The 23,117-nt window shown below is 57.8% G+C and carries 18 protein-coding genes; 15 read left to right on the top strand and 3 right to left on the bottom strand.

Going from position 1 to position 23,117, the window contains the following annotated elements:
• Nucleotides 1-2: 2 nt before the first annotated feature.
• From SCM96_12525 to SCM96_12470, 12 genes are all read left to right on the top strand, one after another.
• On the top strand, nt 3-1,166 hold the full coding sequence (locus tag SCM96_12525) for a hypothetical protein (GenBank protein MDW7761443.1): 1,164 nt from the start codon (nt 3-5) through the stop codon (nt 1,164-1,166).
• A complete protein-coding gene (gene ribH, locus SCM96_12520; protein MDW7761442.1) occupies nt 1,163-1,648 on the top strand; it encodes a 6,7-dimethyl-8-ribityllumazine synthase in 486 nt (161 codons plus the stop codon). The genes SCM96_12525 and ribH overlap by 4 nt, the downstream gene beginning before the upstream one ends.
• Nucleotides 1,649-1,670: 22 nt before the next feature.
• The gene (gene nusB / locus SCM96_12515; protein MDW7761441.1) at nt 1,671-2,102 is read left to right on the top strand and encodes a transcription antitermination factor NusB; all 432 of its coding nucleotides are present in this window, start codon (nt 1,671-1,673) and stop codon (nt 2,100-2,102) included.
• A complete protein-coding gene (gene lysS / locus SCM96_12510) occupies nt 2,083-3,603 on the top strand; it encodes a lysine--tRNA ligase (protein ID MDW7761440.1) in 1,521 nt (506 codons plus the stop codon). Before nusB ends, lysS begins: the two co-directional genes overlap by 20 nt.
• 8 nt (nt 3,604-3,611) lie before the next feature.
• Nucleotides 3,612-4,832, top strand: coding sequence for an ABC transporter permease (locus SCM96_12505; GenBank protein MDW7761439.1), 1,221 nt, complete (start codon nt 3,612-3,614; stop codon nt 4,830-4,832).
• On the top strand, nt 4,825-5,511 hold the full coding sequence (locus SCM96_12500) for an ABC transporter ATP-binding protein (GenBank protein ID MDW7761438.1): 687 nt from the start codon (nt 4,825-4,827) through the stop codon (nt 5,509-5,511). Before SCM96_12505 ends, SCM96_12500 begins: the two co-directional genes overlap by 8 nt.
• An 85-nt stretch (nt 5,512-5,596) precedes the next feature.
• Nucleotides 5,597-7,933: an outer membrane protein assembly factor BamA gene (gene bamA / locus SCM96_12495; GenBank protein MDW7761437.1), complete on the top strand. Its 2,337-nt coding sequence runs from the start codon at nt 5,597-5,599 to the stop codon at nt 7,931-7,933.
• Nucleotides 7,934-7,972: 39 nt separating this feature from the next.
• Entirely contained in the window at nt 7,973-8,503 is a 531-nt protein-coding gene (locus SCM96_12490; GenBank protein MDW7761436.1) for an OmpH family outer membrane protein, read from the top strand.
• 10 nt (nt 8,504-8,513) lie between these two features.
• The gene (gene fabZ / locus SCM96_12485) at nt 8,514-8,960 is read left to right on the top strand and encodes a 3-hydroxyacyl-ACP dehydratase FabZ (protein ID MDW7761435.1); all 447 of its coding nucleotides are present in this window, start codon (nt 8,514-8,516) and stop codon (nt 8,958-8,960) included.
• On the top strand, nt 8,953-9,777 hold the full coding sequence (gene lpxA / locus SCM96_12480) for an acyl-ACP--UDP-N-acetylglucosamine O-acyltransferase (protein MDW7761434.1): 825 nt from the start codon (nt 8,953-8,955) through the stop codon (nt 9,775-9,777). Before fabZ ends, lpxA begins: the two co-directional genes overlap by 8 nt.
• Entirely contained in the window at nt 9,756-10,562 is an 807-nt protein-coding gene (lpxI, locus tag SCM96_12475) for a UDP-2,3-diacylglucosamine diphosphatase LpxI (protein ID MDW7761433.1), read from the top strand. The genes lpxA and lpxI overlap by 22 nt, the downstream gene beginning before the upstream one ends.
• A gap of 13 nt (nt 10,563-10,575) precedes the next feature.
• Complete coding sequence (locus SCM96_12470; GenBank protein MDW7761432.1) at nt 10,576-11,490, top strand: Gfo/Idh/MocA family oxidoreductase; 915 nt, start codon at nt 10,576-10,578, stop codon at nt 11,488-11,490.
• 506 nt (nt 11,491-11,996) lie between these two features.
• On the opposite strand, the gene SCM96_12465 is transcribed toward SCM96_12470, so the two are convergent.
• The 3 genes from SCM96_12465 to SCM96_12455 form a co-directional block, all read right to left on the bottom strand.
• Nucleotides 11,997-13,445, bottom strand: coding sequence for a M48 family metalloprotease (locus SCM96_12465; protein ID MDW7761431.1), 1,449 nt, complete (start codon nt 13,443-13,445; stop codon nt 11,997-11,999).
• Nucleotides 13,442-14,170 (bottom strand): outer membrane lipoprotein-sorting protein, encoded by a 729-nt coding sequence (locus SCM96_12460; GenBank protein MDW7761430.1) that lies wholly within the window; start codon nt 14,168-14,170, stop codon nt 13,442-13,444. The genes SCM96_12465 and SCM96_12460 overlap by 4 nt, the downstream gene beginning before the upstream one ends.
• A 67-nt stretch (nt 14,171-14,237) precedes the next feature.
• Nucleotides 14,238-18,368: a M14 family metallopeptidase gene (locus SCM96_12455; protein MDW7761429.1), complete on the bottom strand. Its 4,131-nt coding sequence runs from the start codon at nt 18,366-18,368 to the stop codon at nt 14,238-14,240.
• A 191-nt stretch (nt 18,369-18,559) separates the two neighbouring features.
• On the opposite strand from SCM96_12455, the gene SCM96_12450 reads away from it, so the two are divergent.
• The 3 genes from SCM96_12450 to speE are packed head-to-tail and all read left to right on the top strand — an operon-like array spanning nt 18,560 to nt 23,112.
• On the top strand, nt 18,560-20,773 hold the full coding sequence (locus tag SCM96_12450) for a SpoIID/LytB domain-containing protein (GenBank protein MDW7761428.1): 2,214 nt from the start codon (nt 18,560-18,562) through the stop codon (nt 20,771-20,773).
• 58 nt (nt 20,774-20,831) lie between these two features.
• Nucleotides 20,832-22,280, top strand: a complete 1,449-nt coding sequence (nhaC, locus tag SCM96_12445) for a Na+/H+ antiporter NhaC (GenBank protein ID MDW7761427.1) — start codon at nt 20,832-20,834, stop codon at nt 22,278-22,280.
• Nucleotides 22,270-23,112, top strand: coding sequence for a polyamine aminopropyltransferase (gene speE, locus SCM96_12440; GenBank protein MDW7761426.1), 843 nt, complete (start codon nt 22,270-22,272; stop codon nt 23,110-23,112). Before nhaC ends, speE begins: the two co-directional genes overlap by 11 nt.
• Nucleotides 23,113-23,117 lie beyond the last annotated feature (5 nt).

Below are 23,117 nucleotides of genomic sequence, written 5' to 3'. Positions count from 1 at the left end.
GAGTGAGCGACATCCAAGTCATCCGGGTTGCGACGCGGTCCGAATTTCGGGAATTTCTCAAGTTCCCGAAAACCGTCTACCGGGAAGATCCGAACTGGGTGCCCCCGTTGTTGATGGAGATGAAGGAAAAGCTCGACCGGAACCGCCATCCGTTTTTCGAGCATGCCGAAATGGATCTTTTTCTCTGCCGTCGCGGCGGGACGACGATCGGGCGGATCGCCGCCGTGATCGATGACAACCACAACGCCTACCAGAAGGAAAAAACCGGGTTTTTCGGACTGTTTGAATGCCTGGACGATCCCGAGGCGGCCCGCGCTCTTGTGAATGCGGCCGCGGACTGGGCGGCGACGCGAGGCATGGAACGCCTCCGGGGACCCGTGAACCTGTCCCTCAACGATGAATGCGGCCTTCTGATCGACGGATTCGACTCACCCCCCGTCATCATGATGCCCTACAATCCCCGGTATTATGCGGACCTTCTGGAATCCTGCGGCCTGGCCAAGATCAAGAATCTTTTCGCTTATGCCATGAAAAAAGAGGACGGCGTCGAGCCCCGGGTTCGAGGCCTCGTCGATAAGATCCGGTCCGAGAACAAATTCGCCCTGCGTAAAATCAATCTCGGCGATATTCAGGAGGAAGCGCGCCGCATTGCCGTGATTTACAACGAAGCCTGGTCGAAAAACTGGGGGTTTGTGCCCTGGACCGAAAATGAAATGAAACACATGGCCGCCGGCTTGAAAAAGCTTGCCGACCCCAACCTCGTCATTTTCGCGGAATATGAGGGGCAGCCCGTCGGATTCGCTTTCGGCCTGCCGAACTACAATGAAATTCTCATCCGGATGAACGGCCGGCTTTTTCCTTTCGGCATTTTCAAGCTGTTGCTGGGCCGGAAAAAGATCAAATGCGTCCGGGCGCCCGTTTTCGGGGTGACGGAAGCCTTCCGGAACACGGGTCTGAGTTACCTGCTGTTTGACGAACTCTATCAGGCGTCCTGGGACAGGGGTGCCGACTGGGGAGAGATGTCCTGGATGCTCGAAGACAACGACGCGGTCAATCGATTCTGTCTGTCCCTCGGCGCCCGGCAATACAAGATCTACCGCATTTATGAAAAACCGATCGAAGCTCGCGGCTCAGTCCGCGGACATTGGGGGGAGGAACCCGCATGAAGATCTATGAAGGGACTCTTCAGGCCGGCGGTTTGAACATCGCCGTCGTGCTCAGCCGTTTCAATGCGTTTTTGTCCGACCGGCTTCTTGAGGGCGCCCTGGACGCTCTTCGCAAAATGGGCGCGGACGACGGGAATCTTGCCGTCTACAAGGTTCCGGGATCCTTCGAGGTTCCTGTTGTCGTCAAGAAAATCGTGTCTCGGAAAGACAAGAATGACAAACCTGTGGACGGGGTCATCTGCCTGGGCGCTTTGATCCGTGGAGATACGCCGCATTTCGACTACATCAGCGCCGAGGTCACCAAGGGCCTGGCCCAGATCTCGCTGGACACCGGCATTCCCGTCGCCTACGGCATTCTGACCGTGGACACCATCGAGCAGGGAATTGAGAGGGCCGGAACGAAAGCGGGCAACAAGGGCCATGATGCCGCGCTCGCCCTGGTCGAAACCCTGACGCTGCTCAAGAAAGCCGGACTGGACTGAATCGGGTTCGGAAGACCTTAAGATGGGAAGACGCAGGCGGGCCAGGGAGTATGCCTTACAGATCCTGTTCCAGATGGAATTCGAGACCGGCGGCGCCGATGAGGTTCTGCGGATGTTCTGGGAACGGGACGATCCGCCTTCCCAGCCCATCCGGGAGTATGCCGAATGGCTTGTCCGGACGGTTCTTGAAAACAGATCCGACTTGGACGGATTTCTTCAGGAAGCATCGGACAACTGGCGGCTGTCCCGGATGGCCGTCGTCGACCGGAACATTCTCCGCATTGCCGTCTGCGAATTGCTGACCGCACCGGATCTTGTCCCGGCCATCGTCATCAACGAAGCCATCGAAATCGCCCGGAAGTACAGCGGCGACCAGGCCGCGGTTTTTGTCAACGGCGTCCTGGATGCCGTGCGGAAAAAAAAGGATGAGAGCGATGACTCAGAAAAAGGATAATCCGGAAAACCCGGCAACGCCCGGCGAGGCCGGCCTGACGGACCAGGAACAGGCCCGGCGGGAAAAATTGGCCAAACTCGCCGAACGCGGCATCCCGCTTTTCCCTCATAAAGCGGAGATCACCCATACGGTGGACGAGATCGTCCGGGAGTTTTCGCAACGGGAGCCCGATATCCTGGACCGGGAGAAGACCCGCGTCGCCGTTCCGGGCCGCATCATGACCGTCAGAAAAATGGGCCGGGCGACGTTTTTTCACATCTCGGACAGCCGTTCCCGGCTCCAGGCCTATCTCCGCGAGGATACCGCGGGAAAAGAAGCCTATGAGATGTTTTCCCTCCTGGACATCGGAGATCTGGTCTGTATCGAAGGTCCGGTGTTCAAAACCCGGACCGGGGAACTGACGGTTCTCTGCGAGAAGCTGGTTTTTTTGGGGAAGTGTCTGCACCCGCTTCCGGAAAAGTGGCACGGTCTGCAGGACGTCGAGATTCGCTATCGGAAAAGGTATCTGGACATCCTCATGAACCCCGAGGTCGGCGAAATTTTCCGCCTGCGCAGCGCGCTCGTCTCCCGGATTCGAAAGTTTTTCGACGACCGAGGCTACATGGAAGTCGAAACGCCCATGATGCACGTCCTGGCCGGCGGCGCCCTGGCCCGGCCGTTTCAAACGCATCACAATGCCCTCGATCTGGATCTCTATCTTCGGGTCGCTCCCGAATTGTATCTCAAGAGGCTCGTCGTCGGCGGCTTCGACAGGGTCTACGAGATCAACCGGAATTTCAGGAACGAGGGAATCTCCTCGGAACACAACCCCGAATTCACGATGCTCGAGTTCTACCAAGCCTACAGCGACTACGACGACATGATGAATCTGACCGAAGAACTCTTGACGGACTTGGCCCTGTCGGTTCGGGGTTCCGATGAGCTTCCTTATGGAAATTGCACTGTTTCGCTGCGCCGCCCCTTCCGGCGCCTGTCCTTCATGGATGCCCTGGCCGCCCATTCCGGTTTATCCCCGGAAAAGCTCCGGGACCGGGCCGCTGTCATCCAAACAGCCGCGGCTCTGACACCTGATACGGCCGGATTGACCTACGGCAAGGCTCTCGACGTCATTTTCGACAAGCGCGTCAAGCCCGGCCTCGTTCAGCCGACCTTCATCACTCACCCGCCTCGGGAGATTTCTCCCCTGGCCAAGGCCTCCCGGGAGAATCCCGATACGGCCGAGCGTTTCGAACTCATGATCGCCGGCATGGAGGTCGCCAATGCCTTCTCGGAGCTGACCGATCCGGCCGAGCAAAAACGCCTCTTTGAAGAGCAGGCCGAAGCCCGGCGGAGGGGCGATGAAGAATCCCACAGCGTCGATCTCGATTATGTTGAAGCTCTGGAATACGGCCTGCCTCCCACGGGAGGCGAGGGTATCGGCATCGACCGGCTGGTCATGCTGTTTTCCGGAAAACCGTCCATCCGGGAAGTCATTTTGTTTCCGTTGTTGAGGCCCCGCTGAGAGGCGTCATGTCCCATTATTCCTTTTTCATCGCCCGGCGCTATCTGACGGCCAGGCGGAAACAGGCCTTTATCTCCGTCATCACCTTCATTTCCATGCTGGGCATCGCCATCGGGGTCATGGCCCTCATCATCGCCATCGCCCTGATCACCGGATTTCAGCAGGATGTCCAGGATAAGATCCTGGGCACGACGTCCCACCTGATGATCTCCGACCTGATGGGGGAGGGGATTGCGGATCATCGCACCATTATGGACAAGGCCGGGCGGGTTCCGGGAGTCGTATCCGTCTCTCCCGTGGCCTACAGCACGGTCTTGATCACAGGGCCCGCGCAGACGTCAGGCGTCTTGTTCAAGGGCATCGATTTCGAGGCGGAAATGGCCGATGCTCCCTGGCTGAGACGTCTGGATATGGGCCGCCTTCCCGAGTCCGGGACTCCCGAGGAAATCCTGCTCGGCAGGGAGGTCGCCTTCCGGCTGGGCGCCGGGGTGGGGGACATCGTCACCGTCATGCCGGCCCGTTCGCGCATCTCTCCCATCGGGCCGATCCCGAAGCTGAAACGGTACCGGGTTTCGGGTCTGTTCAACGCCGGCCTCTATGAATTCGATGCCTCGACGGTTCTGGCTTCGCTGGAGACGGCTCAAAGTCTTCTCGAACTCGATGACAAGGTCAGCTACCTCCATGTCCGGATCGACGATATTTTCAGGGCGGACCGGATCGGAGAGGCGCTGCGGGAGGTCCTTCCTCCGACGATCTATATCACAACCTGGATGGAGCTCAACCGCTCCCTCTTTTCGGCCCTGAAACTCGAAAAAACGATTTTATTCCTGACCATCACCCTCATCGTCATCGTCGCGGCGTTGAACATCATCGCGACATTGATTCTGATGGTCATGGAGAAAACCCGGGACATCGGCATTCTCATGGCCATGGGGGCCACCGCGGCCGATATCCGGAAGATTTTTTTCCTTCAGGGCGCCATGATCGGCTCTCTCGGCACCACGGCCGGCGTTCTGTTGGGGCTGGCCTGGTGCTGGGCGGCCAACACGTTCGAACTCATCCGGATTCCCGTCGACATCTACCAGATTTCATTCGTTCCCTTCAAACTCCGCGGCCCGGATTTGGCCCTCATCGTCGGCGTGACGGTGGGCATCAGCCTCTTGTCCACCCTGTTCCCGGCCGGCCGGGCCTCCCGGGTGGATCCTGTGACGGCGTTGAAATATGAGTGACATTCTGAGAACGGAAAAATTGGGGAAACACTATCCCATGCCCGGCGGGGGAAGCCTTCGGGTTTTCGAGGATGTCGATTTCACCCTGAAAAAAGGCGAATTGGCCGCGGTGATGGGAGCGTCGGGCGCGGGCAAAACCACCCTTCTCAATCTCCTCGGCGCCCTGGATCGGCCTTCCCGCGGCCTGGTTTACCTGGAGGGAGAAGACATTTTTTCCGGAACCGATCGGGACATCGCCGCGGCCCGGAACCGGAAAATCGGTTTTGTTTTTCAGTTCTTTCATCTCCTTCCCGAGTTCACCGCCCTGGAAAACGTCGCCATCCCGCTCATGATTCGGGGTGTCCCGAAAAAAAAGGCTCTGGATACCGCAAAAGAACTCCTGCGGGAAGTTGCTCTGGAGAGCAAGTTTCCCTGCCGGCCGGCCCAGCTTTCGGGAGGAGAACAGCAGCGGGTGGCCGTCGCCCGCGCCCTGGTCAATGCTCCGCGGATTCTTCTGGCCGACGAGCCGACCGGAAATCTGGATTGGAAAACCGGAGAAAATGTCCTGAGACTGGTCCTCGATCTTCATGCCGGCAAGGGGCTGTCGTCGATCATCGTCACCCATAACGAGAGAATCGCCCGATCCTGCCACAGCGTCTATGTCCTTGAGGAAGGACGCCTGAAACGATCCGCGGTCTGAAGGCGTTATAAGGGAAGAGGCGTTTTCGACCGTTCCGATCGGTCCTTTTGAAAAAAGAAAACCGATATGGTATAAGGATGTGAACATGAGAAGAGTACTTTTCGCCGCCGTGTTTATCCTTTTTCCCCTGTGGGTGTCCGCTCAGGAATCGGTTGAAAGAATCGATGTGGAAGGAAACACCCGGGTCACACGGGAAACCATCCTTTACTACATTTCCATGAAAGAGGGCGACCCGTTCAACCCGAATCTTCTGCGCCGGGATTTCCGGGTTCTGTGGAGCACGGGATTTTTCTCCGACATCCGGATCGAGGAGGAGGACGGCGAGAAGGGCAAGATCGTTCGGATTGTTGTCGAGGAGAATCCGGTGATCCGGACCGTGTCGTACAAAACGGGCCGGAAAGTCAAAGAGGACGATATCGTCAATAAACTCAAGGAAAAGGACGAATACCTTCTGCCGTACTCCTACTTCAGCCAACATCGGGTCCAGAGAATCCGCCAGACGATTCAGGATCTGCTTCAGGAGAAAGGACTCCCCGCCGCAACGGTCGATATCGAGACCGCCCGGAGAGGCAATAACGAGGTCGAAATCAACTTCAAGATCGACGAGGGGCCGAGAATGAGGGTCGGCGAGGTCGTCTTCGAAGGCCGGACGAAAATCCCCGGAAGCTATCTCCGGGAGGCCATGAAGGAAAACAAGGTTCACAGCTTTTACTCATGGATCGCCGCCAAGGACGTCTTCAAGGAAGGCCGGGTGGAAAGCGATCTGGCTTTGATCCGGAAGAGGCTCCAGGAACACGGTTACATGGAGGCCATTGTCGGGGAACCTCGTTTCGAGGAGATCGAAAGACGGACGGTGCTTTTCCGCCGGCAGAAGATGATGCGCATCATTATCCCCGTTGAAGCCGGATATCTCTATCGGGTCGGCGAGGTCAAGGTGGACGGCAATAAAGCCCTGTTGACGGGTTATCTCCGCAGCCTGGCCAAGTTCGATACGGGTGACATCTACAGCACCAAGGTCCGGGAAACCGCCATTGAAAAAATGGGAGAGATCTACCGCGATTTCGGGTATCTTTATGCCAACATCATTCCCGTCGAAAGCCTTGACCCCCGGAAAAAAATCGTCAACATCACCTTCAATGTCTACGAGGGCGAGGTCGCCTATCTCAACAGGCTGGAATTCCGCGGCAACCAGTATACCAAGGACAAGGTCATCCGGCGGGAGATGCTCATCCGGGAGGGAGATCGTTTCAGTCTGGCCATGTTCAAGGACAGCATCCTGCGGATCAAGCAGCTTGGGCTTGTGGATCTGGAGAGGGATCCCGATATCCAGCCGAATCCCGAAGATCCGACCCAAATCGACGTCACCGTCAATGTCAAGGAACTGCAGAGGAACAACATTCAATTCACGGCCGGTTACAGCGGCTATGAGGGTACGTTCGTCGCTTTGAGCTACTCGACGGTGAACTTTCTCGGAGCCGGGGAAACTCTCGATCTGACTCTCCAGCACGGCAAAAGGATCCGCAATTACAGCTTCGGCTTCACCGAACCCTACCTGTTCGACAATCCGATCACGGCGGGTTTCAATATCTTCAGCCGCAAGATGTTTCTGCCGGGGTTGTACAACCAGGACAGCAAAGGCGTCGATGTGACCGTGGGGGCGAGGATTTTCGGTTACTGGCGGACGAATCTGACCTACAGTTACCAGGATATCAATATCACCCTGCCGGGATCTCAAGGCTCGATGTTCGATTCCGGAGAATCCGGTGCTCCCATGTTCGATCCGGTTTATCAACAGATGTTCGGTCTCGGAAAATACAAGGTCAGCTCCCTGATGCCCATGATTTTCCGATCGACCATCGACAGTCCTCTGACGCCGTCGCGCGGGACCATGTATTCGGCCTCATTGAAATTCTCGGGTTCCTTTCTCGGAGGGGAAATCAGCCTGATCAAACCGCGCCTGGAATTCACCCGCTTCCAGCCGTTCATCTCCAATCACGTCATCGGGGTGCACGCCGAATACCAGTTCGTCCGATCCATCCGGGGATCGGAGATCCCCTTCTGGGAGAAATTCTATCTGGGAGGGGAACGATCGGTCCGGGGATACGAGATCTACACGATCGGACCGAGAAGTGAACGGGGAACCGTGATCGGCGGCGAAAAATCGCTGGTTCTCAATGCGGAATATATCATTCCGGCCGGGGGACCGCTCTATGCGATATTTTTCCATGACAGAGGCGTCGCTCTTTCCAATGACAGGACGTTCAACTTGAGAAATATGTACACATCGACGGGCCTCGAAGCCCGGATCTTCGTCCCGGCGCTGAGAGTTCCCTTCCGCCTGATTTTCTCGTATAATAGCCCGAAAATCCTCCGCGACGAATCGAATTTCGCTTTCCGGTTCGCCGTGGGAACGACGTTTTAATCGCAGATTGACCAACCTGAAAACAACAAGGAGGAAACAATGAAACGACCTGCGACACGAATTCTGGCCCTGGCCGTTTTTACCGGCCTGATCCTGGCCAACGGCTTCGCCCAGACGGCAAAAATCGGCGTGCTCAACTCCAATGAAGTGCTCGAGAAATCGGCCGAAGGCAAAAAAGCCATTGCGCAGCTCATGGAGAGAAACAAGAAGCTCGAAGACTCCATCACCAAGATCGACGACCAGATCCGCCAGCTCGAAACGCGGTTCAATACCCAGAGAATGACTCTCACCGAAGAGGCGGCCCTGCAGCTCAGCGCCGATATCCAGAAGAAAAGAACGGACCGGACCCGGATGGCCGAAGACGGAAGCCGGGAGATGCAGGATCTTCAGGTCCGGCTTTTCACCCGGCTCCAGAATGAGCTTCTGCCCATCATCGAGCAGTTGGGCAGGGAAAAGGGCATGGATCTTATTCTCGATCTGGAAAAGAGCGGCGCCGTTTATTTCAGCGATGCCATCAATGTGACGGACGAAGTGATCCGCAGGTACGACGCGTCCAAGGCCGGACGCTGACCGCCGGACCATGATCAGCATCGAGGGAATTCTGGGTTTTCTTCCCCACCGTTATCCGTTTCTTTTCGTTGACAGAATCCTGTCCCTCGAACCGGGCAAAAGCATCGTCGCGCTGAAAGGCGTCACGGTGAACGAGCCCTTCTTTCAGGGCCATTTTCCGGCCCGGAAGGTCATGCCCGGCGTCTTGATGGTCGAAGCCATCGCCCAGGCGGGAGGCGTTCTGCTGTACCATTCCGTTGAAGAACCCGAAAAGAAGTTCGTCGTCCTGAGCAAGATCGACAACATGAAGTTCAAACGCATGGTCGTTCCCGGAGACTGTCTTCGGCTCGAAGCGGAGATCGTGAAATTGAGAGCCAACTTCTGCCATATCCGGGGCCGGGCGACGGTCGAGGGCGACCTGGCGGTTGAAGGGGACATTATGGCCGCGCTTCTGGATGCGGCGGCGCGTGATGAGTGATCCTGACATTGTCATCCATCCCGCGGCCGTCGTCCAATCCGGCGCCCGGTTGGCGTCCGGGGTTGACATCGGTCCTTACTGCGTGGTCGGGCCCGATGTCGAATTGGGCCGGAATGTCAAACTCGAGGCCCATGTTTCCATTTGCGGGCACACCCGGATCGGGGACGATTGCCGCTTCGCCCCCTTCACCTCCATCGGCACGGCGCCCCAGGACGTCGGATACAAAGATGAACCCACCCGGGTGGAGATCGGCGCGGGCAACGTTTTCAAGGAATTCATCACCGTTCACAGGGCCACTGTCAAGGGAGGCGGCGTCACGCGAATCGGCGATCGAAACTATTTCATGGCCTACAGCCATATCGCCCATGACTGCCTGATCGGAAACGAGACCATCTTCACCAATGCCGCGACCCTGGGCGGACACGTCGAGGTGGGGGATTACGCCGTCATGGGCGCCTTCTCCGGAGTCCACCAGTTCTGCCGGATCGGAAGATACGCCTTCATCGGCGGTTTCACCGTTCTGACCCAGGACGTCCCGCCTTTTATCCGGGTCGCCGGCATGCGTCCCACTCATATCTATGGGCTGAATGCCGTCGGGCTCCGGAGACGCGGGTTTACGAAAGAGCGGGTCGGGGCGCTTTCCGACATGATCAAAATCCTCTTCTTTTCCGACTTGAACACGACTCAGGCCGCCGACCGCATCGCAAAGGATTTTCCCCCCGGTGAGGACCGGGACGAACTTCTGACATTTCTCGGATCCTCGAGAAGAGGCATCATTAAAAAGGCCGGCGGTCGATGGGATCCCGAATCGGAATAGTCGCCGGTTCGGGCCGATTCCCCGGCCGGGCCGTCGAGGAAGCGCTCAAGCGCGGATTGGATTGCGCCGTCGTTTCGGTCTCCGGAGCGACTTCCAAGGAATTCCCTGTATCCAAAGACGTTTTCCTGGCCGCCGGTCCCGGCGATCTGGAAAAAATCACGTCGTTCTTCAGGGACCGGGACATCAAGGACATCCTGCTGGCCGGAAAAGTGGATCCGGGAATCCTTCTCGATCCCGCGGCCTTGGATCGGGAGGCCCGAACTCTATTCGAAAGTCTGGGGTCCGAGAGGGGGCCGGAGGTCGTCCTTCAGGTCCTGATCGAATATCTGGCACGGCAGGGATTCCGGGTGATCGATCCGCGACCTTTTCTTGAGCCCTATTTCTGCGGGCTCGGTGTCTTGACGGCCGCGACACCGTCTCCACGGATTCTTCGGGACATGGAGTTCGGCTGGACCCGGGCCAGGACGCTGTCCGACCTCGATGTCGGACAGACCCTTGTCGTCCGGCAGGGCATGGTTATTGCCGTTGAAGGCCTCGAAGGCACCGACAAAACCCTGGAAAGAGCCGGAAAACTGGCCGGTCCGGGAATTGTCGCGATCAAGGTGGGACGGACGCGTCAGGATCCCAGGATCGATCTTCCCGCAGTCGGGTTGGAAACGGTCCGGATTCTGATTGATGTCCACGGTGCGGCTCTCTGTTTCGAGGCGAAAACGGTTCCTTTTTTTGACAGGGAGGAGGCCGTGAGGCTGGCCGATGAGGCCGGCCTGGCGATTGTCGCCCGCTGAATACGGAGGCATTTTGAGCAAGATAAAAATCGGCATCGTCGGCGTCGGCTACCTGGGAACCCAGCACGCCCGGATCTTATCTTACCTGGAAGGCGCGGAACTGCGCGCGGTGGCCGACATCGATTTTCAGAAAGCGCTGCAAATTGGAAACCGTCACGGTGTCAAGTACTTCGAAAACTACGAGGAGATGATCGACGATATCGATGCCGCCATCGTGGCCACGAATACATCGGACCACTTTGCCGTCACGTTGCGCCTGTTGGAGAACGGAAAACACGTTTTGGTGGAAAAACCCATCACCGAGACGGTTGAGCAGGGCGAAAAACTCATCGCCGCGGCCGAGGCCAACCAACTGATCCTTCAGGTCGGACACCTGGAACGTTTCAATCCCGCGGTTGAAGCCGTGGAAAACATGATTTCGGATCCCCGCTTCATCGAAGTTCAGCGTTTGGGATCCTTTTCGGCCCGGTCTCTCGACATCGATGTCGTCCTGGATCTCATGATCCACGACCTGGATATTATCCTTGCGCTGATCGGCGATGAGGTGGTGTCCATCAAGTCCTCGGGCATTCATGTCCTCTCGGAAAAAACCGACATTGCCAACGCCCGCCTGGAGTTTCGGTCGGGATGTGTGGCCACGCTGACTGCCAGCCGGGTTCACCAGGGAAAGGTCCGGAAGCTGAGGATCTTCGAACCCACGTCCTATTATTCCATCGATTACATCGACCAGGAAGTCAAGGTTTTCCCGCTGGACGGACGACAGACGGATATCAAGACGCTCAAGATTCAGAAGGAAGAGCCTCTCAAAAAGGAATTGCTGAACTTCCTGGCCTGCATCAAATCGGGCCGTACCGAGAAAGTCAGCGGGTATGAGGGGTTGCGGGCGTTGCGGCTTGCGCACCAAGTCATCAACGAAGCCGAAGTCTAGCCGGGACTGTACGTTAAAACACCGGAGATTTTAATTCTTTCCTATTTCCGGTGTTTTAACCCTTCGGGCGTGCCGATCTCACCGCATCGATTTCGTCGCGGCCTTTTCGACGTAGCTTAACTACGCCTTCAAAGTCCGCTCCTCATCGCTGAGGCAATCTCGACCCGCGCACAGCCCCGGCGCCGAGGCCGTGCGCTGAAATGCCATTTTTTTCTCTTAATAATAATGGCATTTCAGCCCTTCGGGCGTGCCGATCTCACCATTCCGGCTTCGTTGAAGCCCACTCGACGTAGGTCAACTACGCCTTCGTGGGCCTCTTCCTCGCCGGAACGGCAATCTCGACTCGCGTACAACCCCGGAACCGGAGTGGACGAGACTCGCCGGAGCTCGGACACGTCTTGTGAAGGGATTCACCCGAGCCCGAAAAGCGGAAGCCGACGAAGCGTACGGCAATCTCGACTCGCGCACGGCCTCGTCTGCCGGGACTGTGCGTTAAAAGAGCCGGGTCAGCGGGCGACTTTGATGATCTGGCCGCGTTTCGGCGTGTCCTTGAGATCGTACGCGTTGACGACGGCGAATTTCGGCCGGACGTCTTCAGGCATCCCGGCGGCGGCAAAAATGGCATTGAGCGGGGTCTTCCCGTCGGCCGTCACCAGGCGAATCCGTATCGGCTGCCGGTCGATGTATCTCCGGTCGGTCAGCTCCCGGAATGACGCCACGGCACTCTGGAACGTTCCTTCGTACTTGGGAAATCCCGACACCGAGCTCAGTGCGGAAAATGTGTAAATGAAATCTTTTTTCCTGACAAAGGACAAGCGGACACGCAGAGCTTCCTGTTCGCCCTGGGGCACATCGTAGGTCCGGTGGATGAAGGTCAGACCGCTGATGCTTCGAGGACCCTCCTCCCGGATCAGTTTTCGGCCCTCGATTTCCTCGGCTTTTTTCCCGGCGTATTCCTCGACGGCGAGCCCGGTTTTTTCGAGTTGCAGGAGAAGGGCGGCGTTCTCATCCTTGGAAACCATGGCCACGCGCGAAGGGGTGTTCTGCACGGTCCATCCCTGGGGGATCGCAACCTGGAACCGGAGGTCGGGGTGATAGAAGACGGCGTTCTCGACATAGCCCTGCCGGGGATCTTCTCCATAGATCATGTTATCGATGCGGCGGAGGTAGGCATCCTGATTGATGGGCAGGCGGGCGTCGTCCTCTTCGATCATGGCCTGGACGTTTTTGATCCGTTCTTTGGTCAGGGGATGCGTGGAGAGAAATCCCGGCAAAGCGTGGCGGTTTCCGGACAGGTCGCCCAGCTTCTCGAGCGAACCGAAAAAGCCGACCATCTCGGCGGGATTGTATCCGCCGCGCCGTGCGTAATCGACGCCCAGGGCGTCGGCTTCCCTCTCATCGTCGCGGCTGTATTTCAGAAACAGGAGCTGAACGCCGATCCCGGCCACGCCCGCGACCTTGGCGAAGGTTTCGCTCAAGGCGCTGCCGACGGCCAATCCGGCCTGAACGAGGATCATCCCGCTCAGTTTCCGTATGCTGTGGCGGGCGTTGACGTGGCCCAGTTCATGGCCGAGGACCGTGGCCATTTCGGCCTCCGAGATCATCATGGCCAGAGCGCCCCGGGTGATGTAGATATAACCGCCGGGGACGGCGAAGGCGTTGACGACGGGGGTGTCGAGAACGGCAAAATGATAGGTCAGGTGCGGCCTGTGAGTGTAGGGCGCCAGGGCCGCGCCGACCGAGGCGAAATAGGCGTTGAGCTTGGGGTCGTCGTAGACGCCGAATTGACTGCGGATTTCCCTGTCGGTCTGCTCGCCCAGAGCGATTTCCTGGGCCTCGGAAAAGAAGCTGAGTTCCTTTCGTCCGGAGACCGGATTGACGGCGCAGGCGGCCAGGAGAACGACGAGGACCGCGCATCCAAGAATCTGAAGGCGAGGTCTTGTGCGCGCCGTCATTTCATTTTGAAGAAATCGTTGTCGAGGCCCTTGTTGTAGCTCACCTGGGAGATGTTCATTTTCAGGAATTCGGAACCGTCCTGCATGATGGTCATGGCGAAAGCGACCATGGTGTCGTCAACTTTCCGGTAATCGGAGAACAGCGTCTCGCCTTCGACTTCCATTCCCACCTGGTTTTGGGTCTTGGCCTTGGCCTTGTGGACGAGAAAAGTCTCGGGGTCGATGTAAAGGATGGAAGAGTGGCCGTCCGCCAGGGTTTGCTCGATGACGTAATAGTCCTTGCCGTCGAGGGGTTCTTTGTCTTTCAATGTGTACGAGATTCCGTGTTTCTCCGGGTTGAGCAGAGAGTCATTGCCCATGGCCTGGCGCTTGAAGTCCGCGGCCTGGCTTTCGGGAAGCTCCTCGGCGACTCCCGTCATGGGGTTGATCATCCAGGCCTTCTCTCCATCGAACGCCTGGGTGATGACCATGCCCATGAACTCCATGTCCATCCGCATCTTGTCCGGCTCCTTGAGATACATGGTCAGGGATCCGGAAAAACCCATCTGGATCATCTCCAGGCTTCCACTCATGGTCGTGTCGGTGATCTTTTCCAGGTTTTTACGGCCGCCCTGGGCGTCGATCATCTTTTCCAGGATATCCTGGGCTGTCTGGGCCTGGGAGAACGAGGGCATCATCGCGGCCGTCAACAACACGGTCAGAACGAAGACAAAGCTCTTTTTCATATAAGTCTCCTTCAGATGAAAATCTCAGGATTTACTACGGATATTCTACGATAAAGTTTCCGCACGGTCACCTCTCCCCGTCGGATAGGGGCGGCCGGCTCCGGTGGAAGGAGATGCGGATGCGGTCGCGGACCTCTTCTTCGATGCGGGCGGAGGCATATCGGGCTTGGGACAGATAGCGGACATGGGCCCGAAGGTAGATCAGGCCCTGTTCGCAGATCGCGTTCAGCCAGGGCCCCACGGCGGTTTCGTCCATGACTTCGGGGGTCTGTTCGACAAAGGTGATCCGACTCCGGAAGGTCATCCGGTTTTCCTGGGAGGATCGGCGCTCGGCATAGAGATTCCATCCGTCATAAAGCTCCAGATAACCGATGTGAGGCTGCCAGCGCTCGGCCCAGCGCCGATACCGGTCGGTCAATCTCCGGTTGGTTTCCAAAAATCGCTCGTCGGCCGACATGTCCCGGGTGATGAACCCCATGAGTTCCCGGGCGGCCTTTTCCCAGGGAGCGTAGATCGGCAGAGCCAGCATGCGGTAATAGGCGAACCAACCCCTCGGAATCCAGTAATCTCGGAAGAGAAAAGGCGAATAATTGGAAAACGGCTGGACCCATTCGTGGGAGGGGTAACCGTGAAGGTTCAGGTGGATATCGGGGAGCCAGGTCCTGAAAATGTGAGGCCGGACCAGCGCCTCGGGCAGCAGGTCGCCGGCCGAACCCGCCTGGTAGCCGATATCGACGCCCAGGGCGCCGTAACGGCCGGCGTGCAGGCTGTGCAGGGGGGCGATCTTGTGGAGTTCACGGACCAGGGCCGCACCGTCCGGATTTTCCATCGGTTGAATGACGATGTTGATTTTTTTGGCCGTATCCCGGTAAGCCTTGTCCCTGGCGATGAGTTCGGCGAATTTCAAGCTGTAGTTCGTGGCGGCGACCTCGTTGGCGTGCTGGCGGGCGGTGAGATGAAGAGTGGGCTTGAAAGTGATCAGTCGGGGAATGGAGACATAGCGGTCGAGGGGCGTGTAAATCTCGATAATGGGAATATCCCGTTTTTCAAACGATCGGCCGGCGATATGGGTTTTCAGAACGGGAAACCGGCCGAGGCGTTCGACAATCTCCAGACATGTTTCGGGATCGATGATCTCCGTCGTCGGGACCAGGCTTTCCTGGAGTTCGGGCGGCGGATGCGGCGCGGCGGAGACCGGCTCGACTCCGACGACCGGAATCGTCTCTTCCTTTTCCAGGTCCTTGTGGCGGATCCGGGCCCGGATCGACGCCAAATCCGGATACGCAAAGGTTTCGGCCGCCAGGCTTTTTGCGGAAAGCTCCCTCAGCGATCCCAGGATATCGATGAGATCGCGGTATTCTTTTTCGCGTTCGAACTCGATTTCGACGAACAGGCTCTCCAGTTGGTCCCGCCAGCCGCTGTAAAGAAGGCCGGGGACGGACATCTTCATGGGTTTGAGAGCGGGAAAGGCGAGCGTTCTTGCGGCCGGCTCGCGGTTTGTCTCCTTCCAACGGACTTCGAGTTCGGGAGTCCGGGCGGCCCAATCCTCGAAAACGACGGAGACCGAGCCGGGCCGGCCTTCCCGTGAGGCATGAATCATGGGCAGGACGTTGCCCGGCGCGGATGACCGCGAGGCGTCCGGGGGAAGGTCGTCGTCATCAGGATCGAAACCGGTGATGCCCCGCAGGAAATCCAGCGTGTCGAAGTAGATCTCGTCATGCAGGGCCTCGAGGGAGCTGACGATTTCCTCGTCGAGTTCGTGGCGGAAATCGGGCTCGCTGAAGCGGGCTTCGACAAGGAGCCGTTTGAAGTACGGTTGCTTGGAAAACGTGGGAGCATTTTTTGTTTTCTTCTGGATAAAGGCGTTGAGGGGTCGGAGGACCTCTTCCTGGAAGAAGTCCCAAAATTTCTCCAGGTCGGTTTGGAGAGACCTGTCCAGAAGGATGTCTTTCCCGCTCCGAACGGTCAGCCAGCCCGTCGTGACCGTGGCCGATCCCCACTCGGGCAGAATGTTCAGATACGGGATCTCCCGCAACCTGGGCTGGAAACTCTGTTGAAGAATAAGACCGTTTCTGGAATCGTAAACCGAAACTTCGTAGACCGGATCGGCGGCATCCTTGATTTCGACCGCGATGCGATCCAGAGGAACGTCAAGGTCACGGGACAGAATATCATCCACGGGATAGAGTTCCTGAAGCCAGCGCGAAGGTTCGGAATAGAATCTTTTCGGCCGGGAGCGGTCTTCCTTGACAGCGGCCGCCCGTATGACAATCCGGTGAACCGGCTTGTCTTTGAGCAGGGGCAGAATCCGTTCGTGCAGCCAGAAAAACCCGGGTTTGTAGGCCGAAAGGACCTCAACCTGGGGATCCCGTACGCCCTTTTCGATCAGGAGATCCGCGATGCGGCCCTCGACCTCCCGGCGGACGGCCGGCGATTCGCTGACGCCTGCGCTGACCTTGAGATCGGCGGGGACACTTTCCAGAGCTTCGATCGTTTCCCGGACGGCGGTGAGAAGGTCGTCCACCTCCCAGACGAAATCCTTGTCTTTGCGGAAGACGGTTTTGCCGTCCCGCAAGGAGGCGCTCTCGAACGAGAAGGCGCCGGGCCGGAGGTCTTTTTCCATGCGATCTTTGAGAAACGATTCGAAATCGGGATTGGCCGCCGGGAGAACCAGACGCAATTCCAGCGATTCCAGATTTCTGTTTTTTAATTCTTCGATCAGTTTTTCGGCCTGAAGAAGAAAATAGGCTTCGGCGCCTCCCTTCTCCCCCTTGAGAAGCGATTCGAAATCCCGGGCGACGTTCTCCAGAGCCGGTTGTCCGGATTCGAATTTTTGGAGATGCGGAAACGTCCTTCCCATGTAACGTAGAAGTTTGTTCAATGCCGACCGGTCGGTTGCGGTCAGGACCAGGGCGTGGGATTTCCCGAAGGCTCGAGGAACGATCCGGACGAATCCCTGAGCGTTTTCGAGAACGGGGATGCTGAGCCGTCCCAGGCGGACCAGATCACGGGTCAGGGCGGTGTCGCCAACCAGAAGAGGTGCGGTCAGGGATTTCGGACTCCTGACTTCGGAATCCAGCATGACGGTCGGGAAAGAAGCCCCGGCCGTCGACAACATGAGACGCGTCGTCAAATCCGGCAAACCGGAAACGGGAACGGAGGCGGGGATGATGACGGATGCGACCAGGTCGTCGGGAATGCCGTCGTTCTCGACATCGGCATAAACGCCCTTGACGGTGAACACGTCCCTGAGATCGAATTCCCGTTCGGAAGCCGTCCGGGGCGGCTGGCGGAAGGCGGGTGTCAGAAGTCTTTTCACGGCTCCCATCCGGGGCAGGGAAACGTGCAGGGATTTTCTTCCGTGACGGAGCTCAAAGTCGATACGGGCGCATCCCGGATAAGACAGGAGCTCGGTTCTCTGTCCCTTCAGACGCTGGCTCTGCAGGATGTCGAGCATTCTGTAGGCTTTTTTCTGGTCGTCCTCGTCCGGGAAGTGGATTTCGACAACGAGCCGGGCGATTTCTCCGGAATCGAAGGATAAAACGTCGAGCGGCGATCCTTCCGGCGGCCGGCCCGGAAAGTCATAGACCGCTTCGCGAAGAATGGTTCTCTGGAAGAGGATATTCTCCGCCGCCAGAAATTCTTCCAGGTCCTTTTCCAGTTTCATGTAGGTCGGGCCTGTTTCCCGGCCCCAGATCTCCCAAAAATACGGCCAGCGGAGAAAGAAAGCCCGGCCCGTCTTCAACAACGCGTCCTCCGAGCCGGCCAGACAGGCGATCCCCCTGCGCCCGCCGTGGGTGAAGAGAAAAACGCGCCCCTCGTTCGGACCCAGTTTTTTGAGATCGATCCTGTTGTCCCGGGCGATTTCCTGAACCCATCGCAACCGGGAGCCGATGAGAATGGGAATGGCGTGACCCGGCCGTCCGCCGGCTTCGGATTCTTTGCGGACAAGATCGAAATCCAGAGCCAGGCTTTCCAGGTTGGCCCGGGCGGCGATATCGGCGGCCAGGGCCAGCTCGACGGGGGAGGCTTCGTCGGGAATGATAATGGAGAGGGCGATTTTTTCTCCGAAGCCGTCGCCGTCCATATCCAAAATGCCTTTGCCGGGGGCAAAGACCTGGGAGAGGCTGGAGACATCCGCCGCCAGCGGCAAAATTCCGCAGATCAACACCGCAAGAATGGGAAGGGTTTTTTTCACGACCGTCTCTCCTTTGCCCGGCACTCAAGGCATTGTAACATCATCCGCGCGCAGCCTGTCAAATCCGATGACTTTATCTACAACAGGTTGTGGGGGGCTTTGTTCTTAGCAGCATATATTGATTTTTTACTTGACAACAGTCCCTTTTCTCCCTATAATATTATCAGAAAATTAGTCAGCGAGAACAAACAATGAGTTTCAGGCATATCCGGTACTTTATCATCTTGTTTATGGCCATCTTTTTCCTGGCCGGAAGCCCACCGGAATTCGGGCAGGAAAACGAGTTTTTTCACGGGTTCCTGATTCCCAAACCGGTGATCAGCATCGGCTTGGGAGACAATCTTCAGGATATTCTGATCCGATCCTCCTCGGGCATGACGATCTATGAAATTCACGGCGGATACACCCTTCTCGCCGAGGACGCCGACGAGGTCCGGGTGCGGGGGGCCGGGGGCAAACTTGCCGAAAAGTATGTTCTTCTCGCCGGCCAGGCCAAGGAGCGGCGGGAAGCGGATCTTCTGGCCGAAGACCTCAAGATGCGGACAAAGGCCAGGATCTATGTCGAGGAAGACCGGCAGGCCGATATCGGCGGAGTCTTTCAGGTGAAAGTGGGGGATTTCCTGACTCGCGGCGAAGCCCTCGAAGCCCTGACCGCCCTCAAGAAGCAGGATTTTTCCGACATCTGGATCATTCGGGAGATCCTCGGCGAGCGGGAAACCCGGCCGAACTGGATTCTCCTTGACGGAGAAATCAAGCCCCTGAGCGCCGAAACGGTGCTTTACTTCGTTCCCAGTCATCCCGAGAGCTTTCTGTCCTATAACGGACGAAGCTACAGAGGGTTGTTTATCCTTAGGGGGACAAGGAAGGGCGTTGTCCTCGTCAATCTGTTAAATCTTGAGGATTACCTCAAGGGGGTGGTTCCCGGGGAGCTCTCTCCCTACCAATTCGGCAAAATTGAAGCCCTCAAGGCTCAAGCCGTCGCCGCCCGGACCTATGCCATGAAGAACCTCGGCCAGTACCGGGATCTGGGCTACGATCTGGTCGATACGCCCCGATCCCAGCTTTACGGAGGAATGAGCGCGGAGCACCCGCTGAGCACCCGGGCCGTCGAAGAGACCGCCGGGGAAGTGATTCTTCACCGGGGCGAGCTCATCAACGCCCTCTACACCAGCACCTGCGGCGGTATGACCGAGGATGTGGAGAATGTCTTTTCCGGCAGCCCCTCACCCTACCTGAAAAGCACGGAATGCACATATGAAAAACAGGCCGAATGGCTTGTCGAAGGCTGGAAAGGACCTGCGGTCATCGAAGCGGGCGGGCGGAACATTTCTCCCGATATCGCGTTTCTTGCGGCTTGGGGAATCATTCCTTTCTCCTCAGGCGCCGCGTTTTTTGCCGAAGAGATTCCTCCCACGGAGGCCGCGGACTGGATTTCCGGAGCCCTGAAAACCCTGGGGATGAACGGCGATGCTTATGACCCGGGTCCGGATCCTCTGAGCTTCGCAAACCTGGCGAAGATGATCGTTCGCTCGTTTCGTTGGCGGGACCGGGTGGAGAAGCTCATGCTTGCCGGCGAAGTGAATTTCGTTTTGCGCGATTCTCCATCCGTTTCGGCCGAGGATCGGCCGGCTCTGGCCTATCTTCTCCAGGCCGGTTTCTTTCCCTCTTTGAGGCAAACAGGCGATCTCGACAAACCGGTGACCCGGGCCGATCTCGCTCTCAGCCTTTCGCGGATCATCGCTTCATTGAAGGAGCCCTGGCAGCAGGGCGTTTTCCGCGGGCGGGACAAGGAGACGGGCATTTTCGAGATGTCCCGGGGTTCGGAAAACATAACGGTGACAGCCGTTCCCCAGCCTTTTCTGATACGGAATCTCGACGGCGACCGGTCGCTGGCCTCACACCTTGTTCTTCTGGGAGGAGAGACTCTGCGCTGGTTTGAGAAAGAAGGTCGTGCTCCCGTCATCGAAGTGGTTTTCCCCGTGCAATCGAACGTCCTCGACCGGACATCCCGCTATCATCGATGGCAGGTCCGGAAATCGATCCGGGAAGTCGAGGCCTTGATCAATCAGTTTCACCCATCCTCGGACGAACTTCTCGATGTCGTGGTCCGCAAGCGCGGCAAGTCCCGCCGGGCCGTGGAAATCGCCGTCCGGAGAAAGGGCGGGGATCTCACGGTCCGGGGTCTCAGAGTCCGGTACGTGCTCGGCCTCCGGGACACCCTATTTGTCATCGACCGGGAATACGACGCCGACGGACGCGTGACACATTTCACTTTCTCGGGTCGCGGCTGGGGACACGGCGTCGGTCTCTGCCAGGTCGGCGCTTACGGTATGGCCCTGTCCGGCGCCTCCTATAAGGATATCATCAAAAAGTATTACACCGGTGTGAAAATCGACAGGCTCTGATTCTTCCCTTTGCTTTTTTCCCGTCTCCGTCTTACAATCCTAAACTTGGATTTGGAAGATGAAACGACCGACTGAACCTGTTCCCTTGGCGACGGCCCTCATCCCCATCCTGTTTCTCATCCCGGCCCTGGCGGTCACGATCATCATGTTCAAGCTGCCGGCCCATATCCCTCTTGTCTGCGCTTCAGCAGTGGCCGCGGCCGTTGCCATGTCGCGGGGGCATCCTTGGCAGACGGTCGAAGACGGCATGATCCGCGGCATCACCCTGGCTCTGCCCGCTGTTCTGATCCTGCTTGTCGTGGGGATCATGATCGGAACCTGGATTCAGGGTGGAATCGTCCCGGCCATGATCTATTACGGGCTCAATCTTCTTTCTCCGGGCCTCTTTCTGGCCGCCGCTTTTGTCACGTGTACGGTGGTCGCCCTCGGCACAGGATCTTCCTGGTCCACGGCCGGAACGGTCGGGGTGGCCCTTATCGGTGTCGGCGGCGGGATGGGCATCCCGCTGCCCATGGTCGCCGGAGCGATCGTTTCCGGAGCGTATTTCGGCGATAAAATGTCGCCGCTTTCGGATACCACGAATCTGGCGCCGGCCGTTTCGGGAACCGACGTTTTTTCCCATATCCGGCACATGGTCTACACCGGTCTTCCGGCCTATCTCATCGCGCTTGTGCTCTACGTCATCCTGGGCTTGAAATTTTCCTCCGGCAATCTGGAAAGCGGAGGCATCGACCTCATTCTGCGGACGCTTCAAGACAACTTCACCATCCATCCGGTTCTTCTGGCCCCGCCTCTCCTGATCATCGTCATGGTCGTTCTGAGGATCAAGCCCCTGCCCGCGCTCTTCGGGGGAACCGTGATCGGTTCGATTTTCGCCGCGGCATTTCAGTCCCGGGGGTTGCGGGAAATCGTCGATGCCGCCCAAACGGGATTCCCCTCGGCCACAGGGGTTGCGGCGGTTGATGATCTCCTCACCCGGGGAGGTCTGGAGAGCATGATGCCCACGGTCGGACTTGTCATCTGCGCTCTGTCTTTCGGCGGAATCATGGAGAGGACGGGGATGCTGGGCGCCGTTGCGGCCGCACTTCTCCGCAGGGTCAAACGGCCCGGGGGTCTGGTGGCCACGACGGTTTTCAGTTCTCTGGGCATGAATATCGTCGCCTCCGATCAATATCTGGCTATCGTCATTCCCGGCCGGATGTACAAAGAGGCCTACGACAAAATGGGACTTCATCCAAAGAATCTCTCCCGTGCTTTGGAGTCCTCCGGGACGCTGACTTCTCCGCTTATTCCCTGGAACAGTTGCGGGGCATTCATGCATGCCACACTGGGCGTCAGCCCCCTGGCCTATCTTCCCTATGCTTTTCTCAACCTGCTCATTCCCCTGATCACGATCGGATATGGTTACGCGGGAATCTCCATGGCCCCCGCGGAGGGCCCGGTGGAATTGCAAAAAAACGGCGGATCCGGCGCAGCCGGCAAAACAGGAGAACACCATGAAAAATAGCGGACTGAATGCCGACAAAACCGAAGCCCGGGAATACCAGACCCCGTCATCCGGGATCTTTTTCAAGGCGGACCGTGTTCTTTGTGAAAAGACGACGGCTTTTCAACAAATCGAAATCATCGATAATAACGCCTTCGGGCGCGTCCTTCTGCTTGACGGGCTGGTCCAGACCACGGAAATGGATGAATTCAACTATCACGAAATGCTGGTCCATCCGGCTTGCTCCTCCCATCCGGCACCCCGCAATGTCCTGGTTATCGGGGGAGGGGACGGAGGCGCGTTGGGCGAGGTTCTCAAGCACCCGGTGGAAAAGGCCGTCCTGGTCGAAATCGACTCCGGCGTCATTGAGGCCTGCCGGGAATTTTTTCCCTGGCTCGACAATGCGCTGAAGGACCCCCGGTCCGAACTCGTCATCGGCGAAGGAAACGCTTTCGTCCGGGATACGGATCTCCGCTTCGATGCCGTTCTTGTGGATTCTTCGGATCCCGTCGGCCCCTCGACGGTGCTTCACGATGAAGGCTTCCACGCCGGACTCAAAAGAATTCTCAACCCCGGGGGTGTCATTGCCGCCCAGGCCGGTTCTCCTGTTCTTCACCTGGACGCCCTGACCGCAAAGAGCCTTTTCCTGAAAAGGCTCTTCAAATATTCCCGCTACTATCTGGGTTCCGTCCCGACATATCCCGTGGGGACGTGGTGCTACCACTTTCTTTCCGACGCCGTCGATCCGCTCGCCGTGAGGGACCTCCGCATTCCCTCCGGCCTCAAGTATTACAACGCCGAAATCCACAAGGCCGCCTTTGCCCTTCCCAATTATCTCCGTTGCTTGGCTTAGGGAAA

The organism is Acidobacteriota bacterium, assembly GCA_033549365.1.
GTDB lineage: Bacteria > Acidobacteriota > Aminicenantia > Aminicenantales > Saccharicenantaceae > JAWSUF01.
Note: the sequence above shows the minus strand (reverse complement) of the source record. Positions and strands in the feature narration are given on the sequence as shown.

Bases quoted from the DNA above. Each gene is read 5' to 3' on its own strand.
- ribH (MDW7761442.1), top strand. From the start codon at position 1,163: ATGAAGATCTATGAAGGGACTCTTCAGGCCGGCGGTTTGAACATCGCC.
- nusB (MDW7761441.1), top strand. From the start codon at position 1,671: ATGGGAAGACGCAGGCGGGCCAGGGAGTATGCCTTACAGATCCTGTTC.
- lysS (MDW7761440.1), top strand. From the start codon at position 2,083: ATGACTCAGAAAAAGGATAATCCGGAAAACCCGGCAACGCCCGGCGAG.
- SCM96_12505 (MDW7761439.1), top strand. From the start codon at position 3,612: ATGTCCCATTATTCCTTTTTCATCGCCCGGCGCTATCTGACGGCCAGG.
- SCM96_12500 (MDW7761438.1), top strand. From the start codon at position 4,825: ATGAGTGACATTCTGAGAACGGAAAAATTGGGGAAACACTATCCCATG.
- bamA (MDW7761437.1), top strand. From the start codon at position 5,597: ATGAGAAGAGTACTTTTCGCCGCCGTGTTTATCCTTTTTCCCCTGTGG.
- SCM96_12490 (MDW7761436.1), top strand. From the start codon at position 7,973: ATGAAACGACCTGCGACACGAATTCTGGCCCTGGCCGTTTTTACCGGC.
- fabZ (MDW7761435.1), top strand. From the start codon at position 8,514: ATGATCAGCATCGAGGGAATTCTGGGTTTTCTTCCCCACCGTTATCCG.
- lpxA (MDW7761434.1), top strand. From the start codon at position 8,953: ATGAGTGATCCTGACATTGTCATCCATCCCGCGGCCGTCGTCCAATCC.
- lpxI (MDW7761433.1), top strand. From the start codon at position 9,756: ATGGGATCCCGAATCGGAATAGTCGCCGGTTCGGGCCGATTCCCCGGC.
- SCM96_12465 (MDW7761431.1), bottom strand. From the start codon at position 13,445: ATGACGGCGCGCACAAGACCTCGCCTTCAGATTCTTGGATGCGCGGTC.
- SCM96_12460 (MDW7761430.1), bottom strand. From the start codon at position 14,170: ATGAAAAAGAGCTTTGTCTTCGTTCTGACCGTGTTGTTGACGGCCGCG.
- SCM96_12450 (MDW7761428.1), top strand. From the start codon at position 18,560: ATGAGTTTCAGGCATATCCGGTACTTTATCATCTTGTTTATGGCCATC.
- nhaC (MDW7761427.1), top strand. From the start codon at position 20,832: ATGAAACGACCGACTGAACCTGTTCCCTTGGCGACGGCCCTCATCCCC.
- speE (MDW7761426.1), top strand. From the start codon at position 22,270: ATGAAAAATAGCGGACTGAATGCCGACAAAACCGAAGCCCGGGAATAC.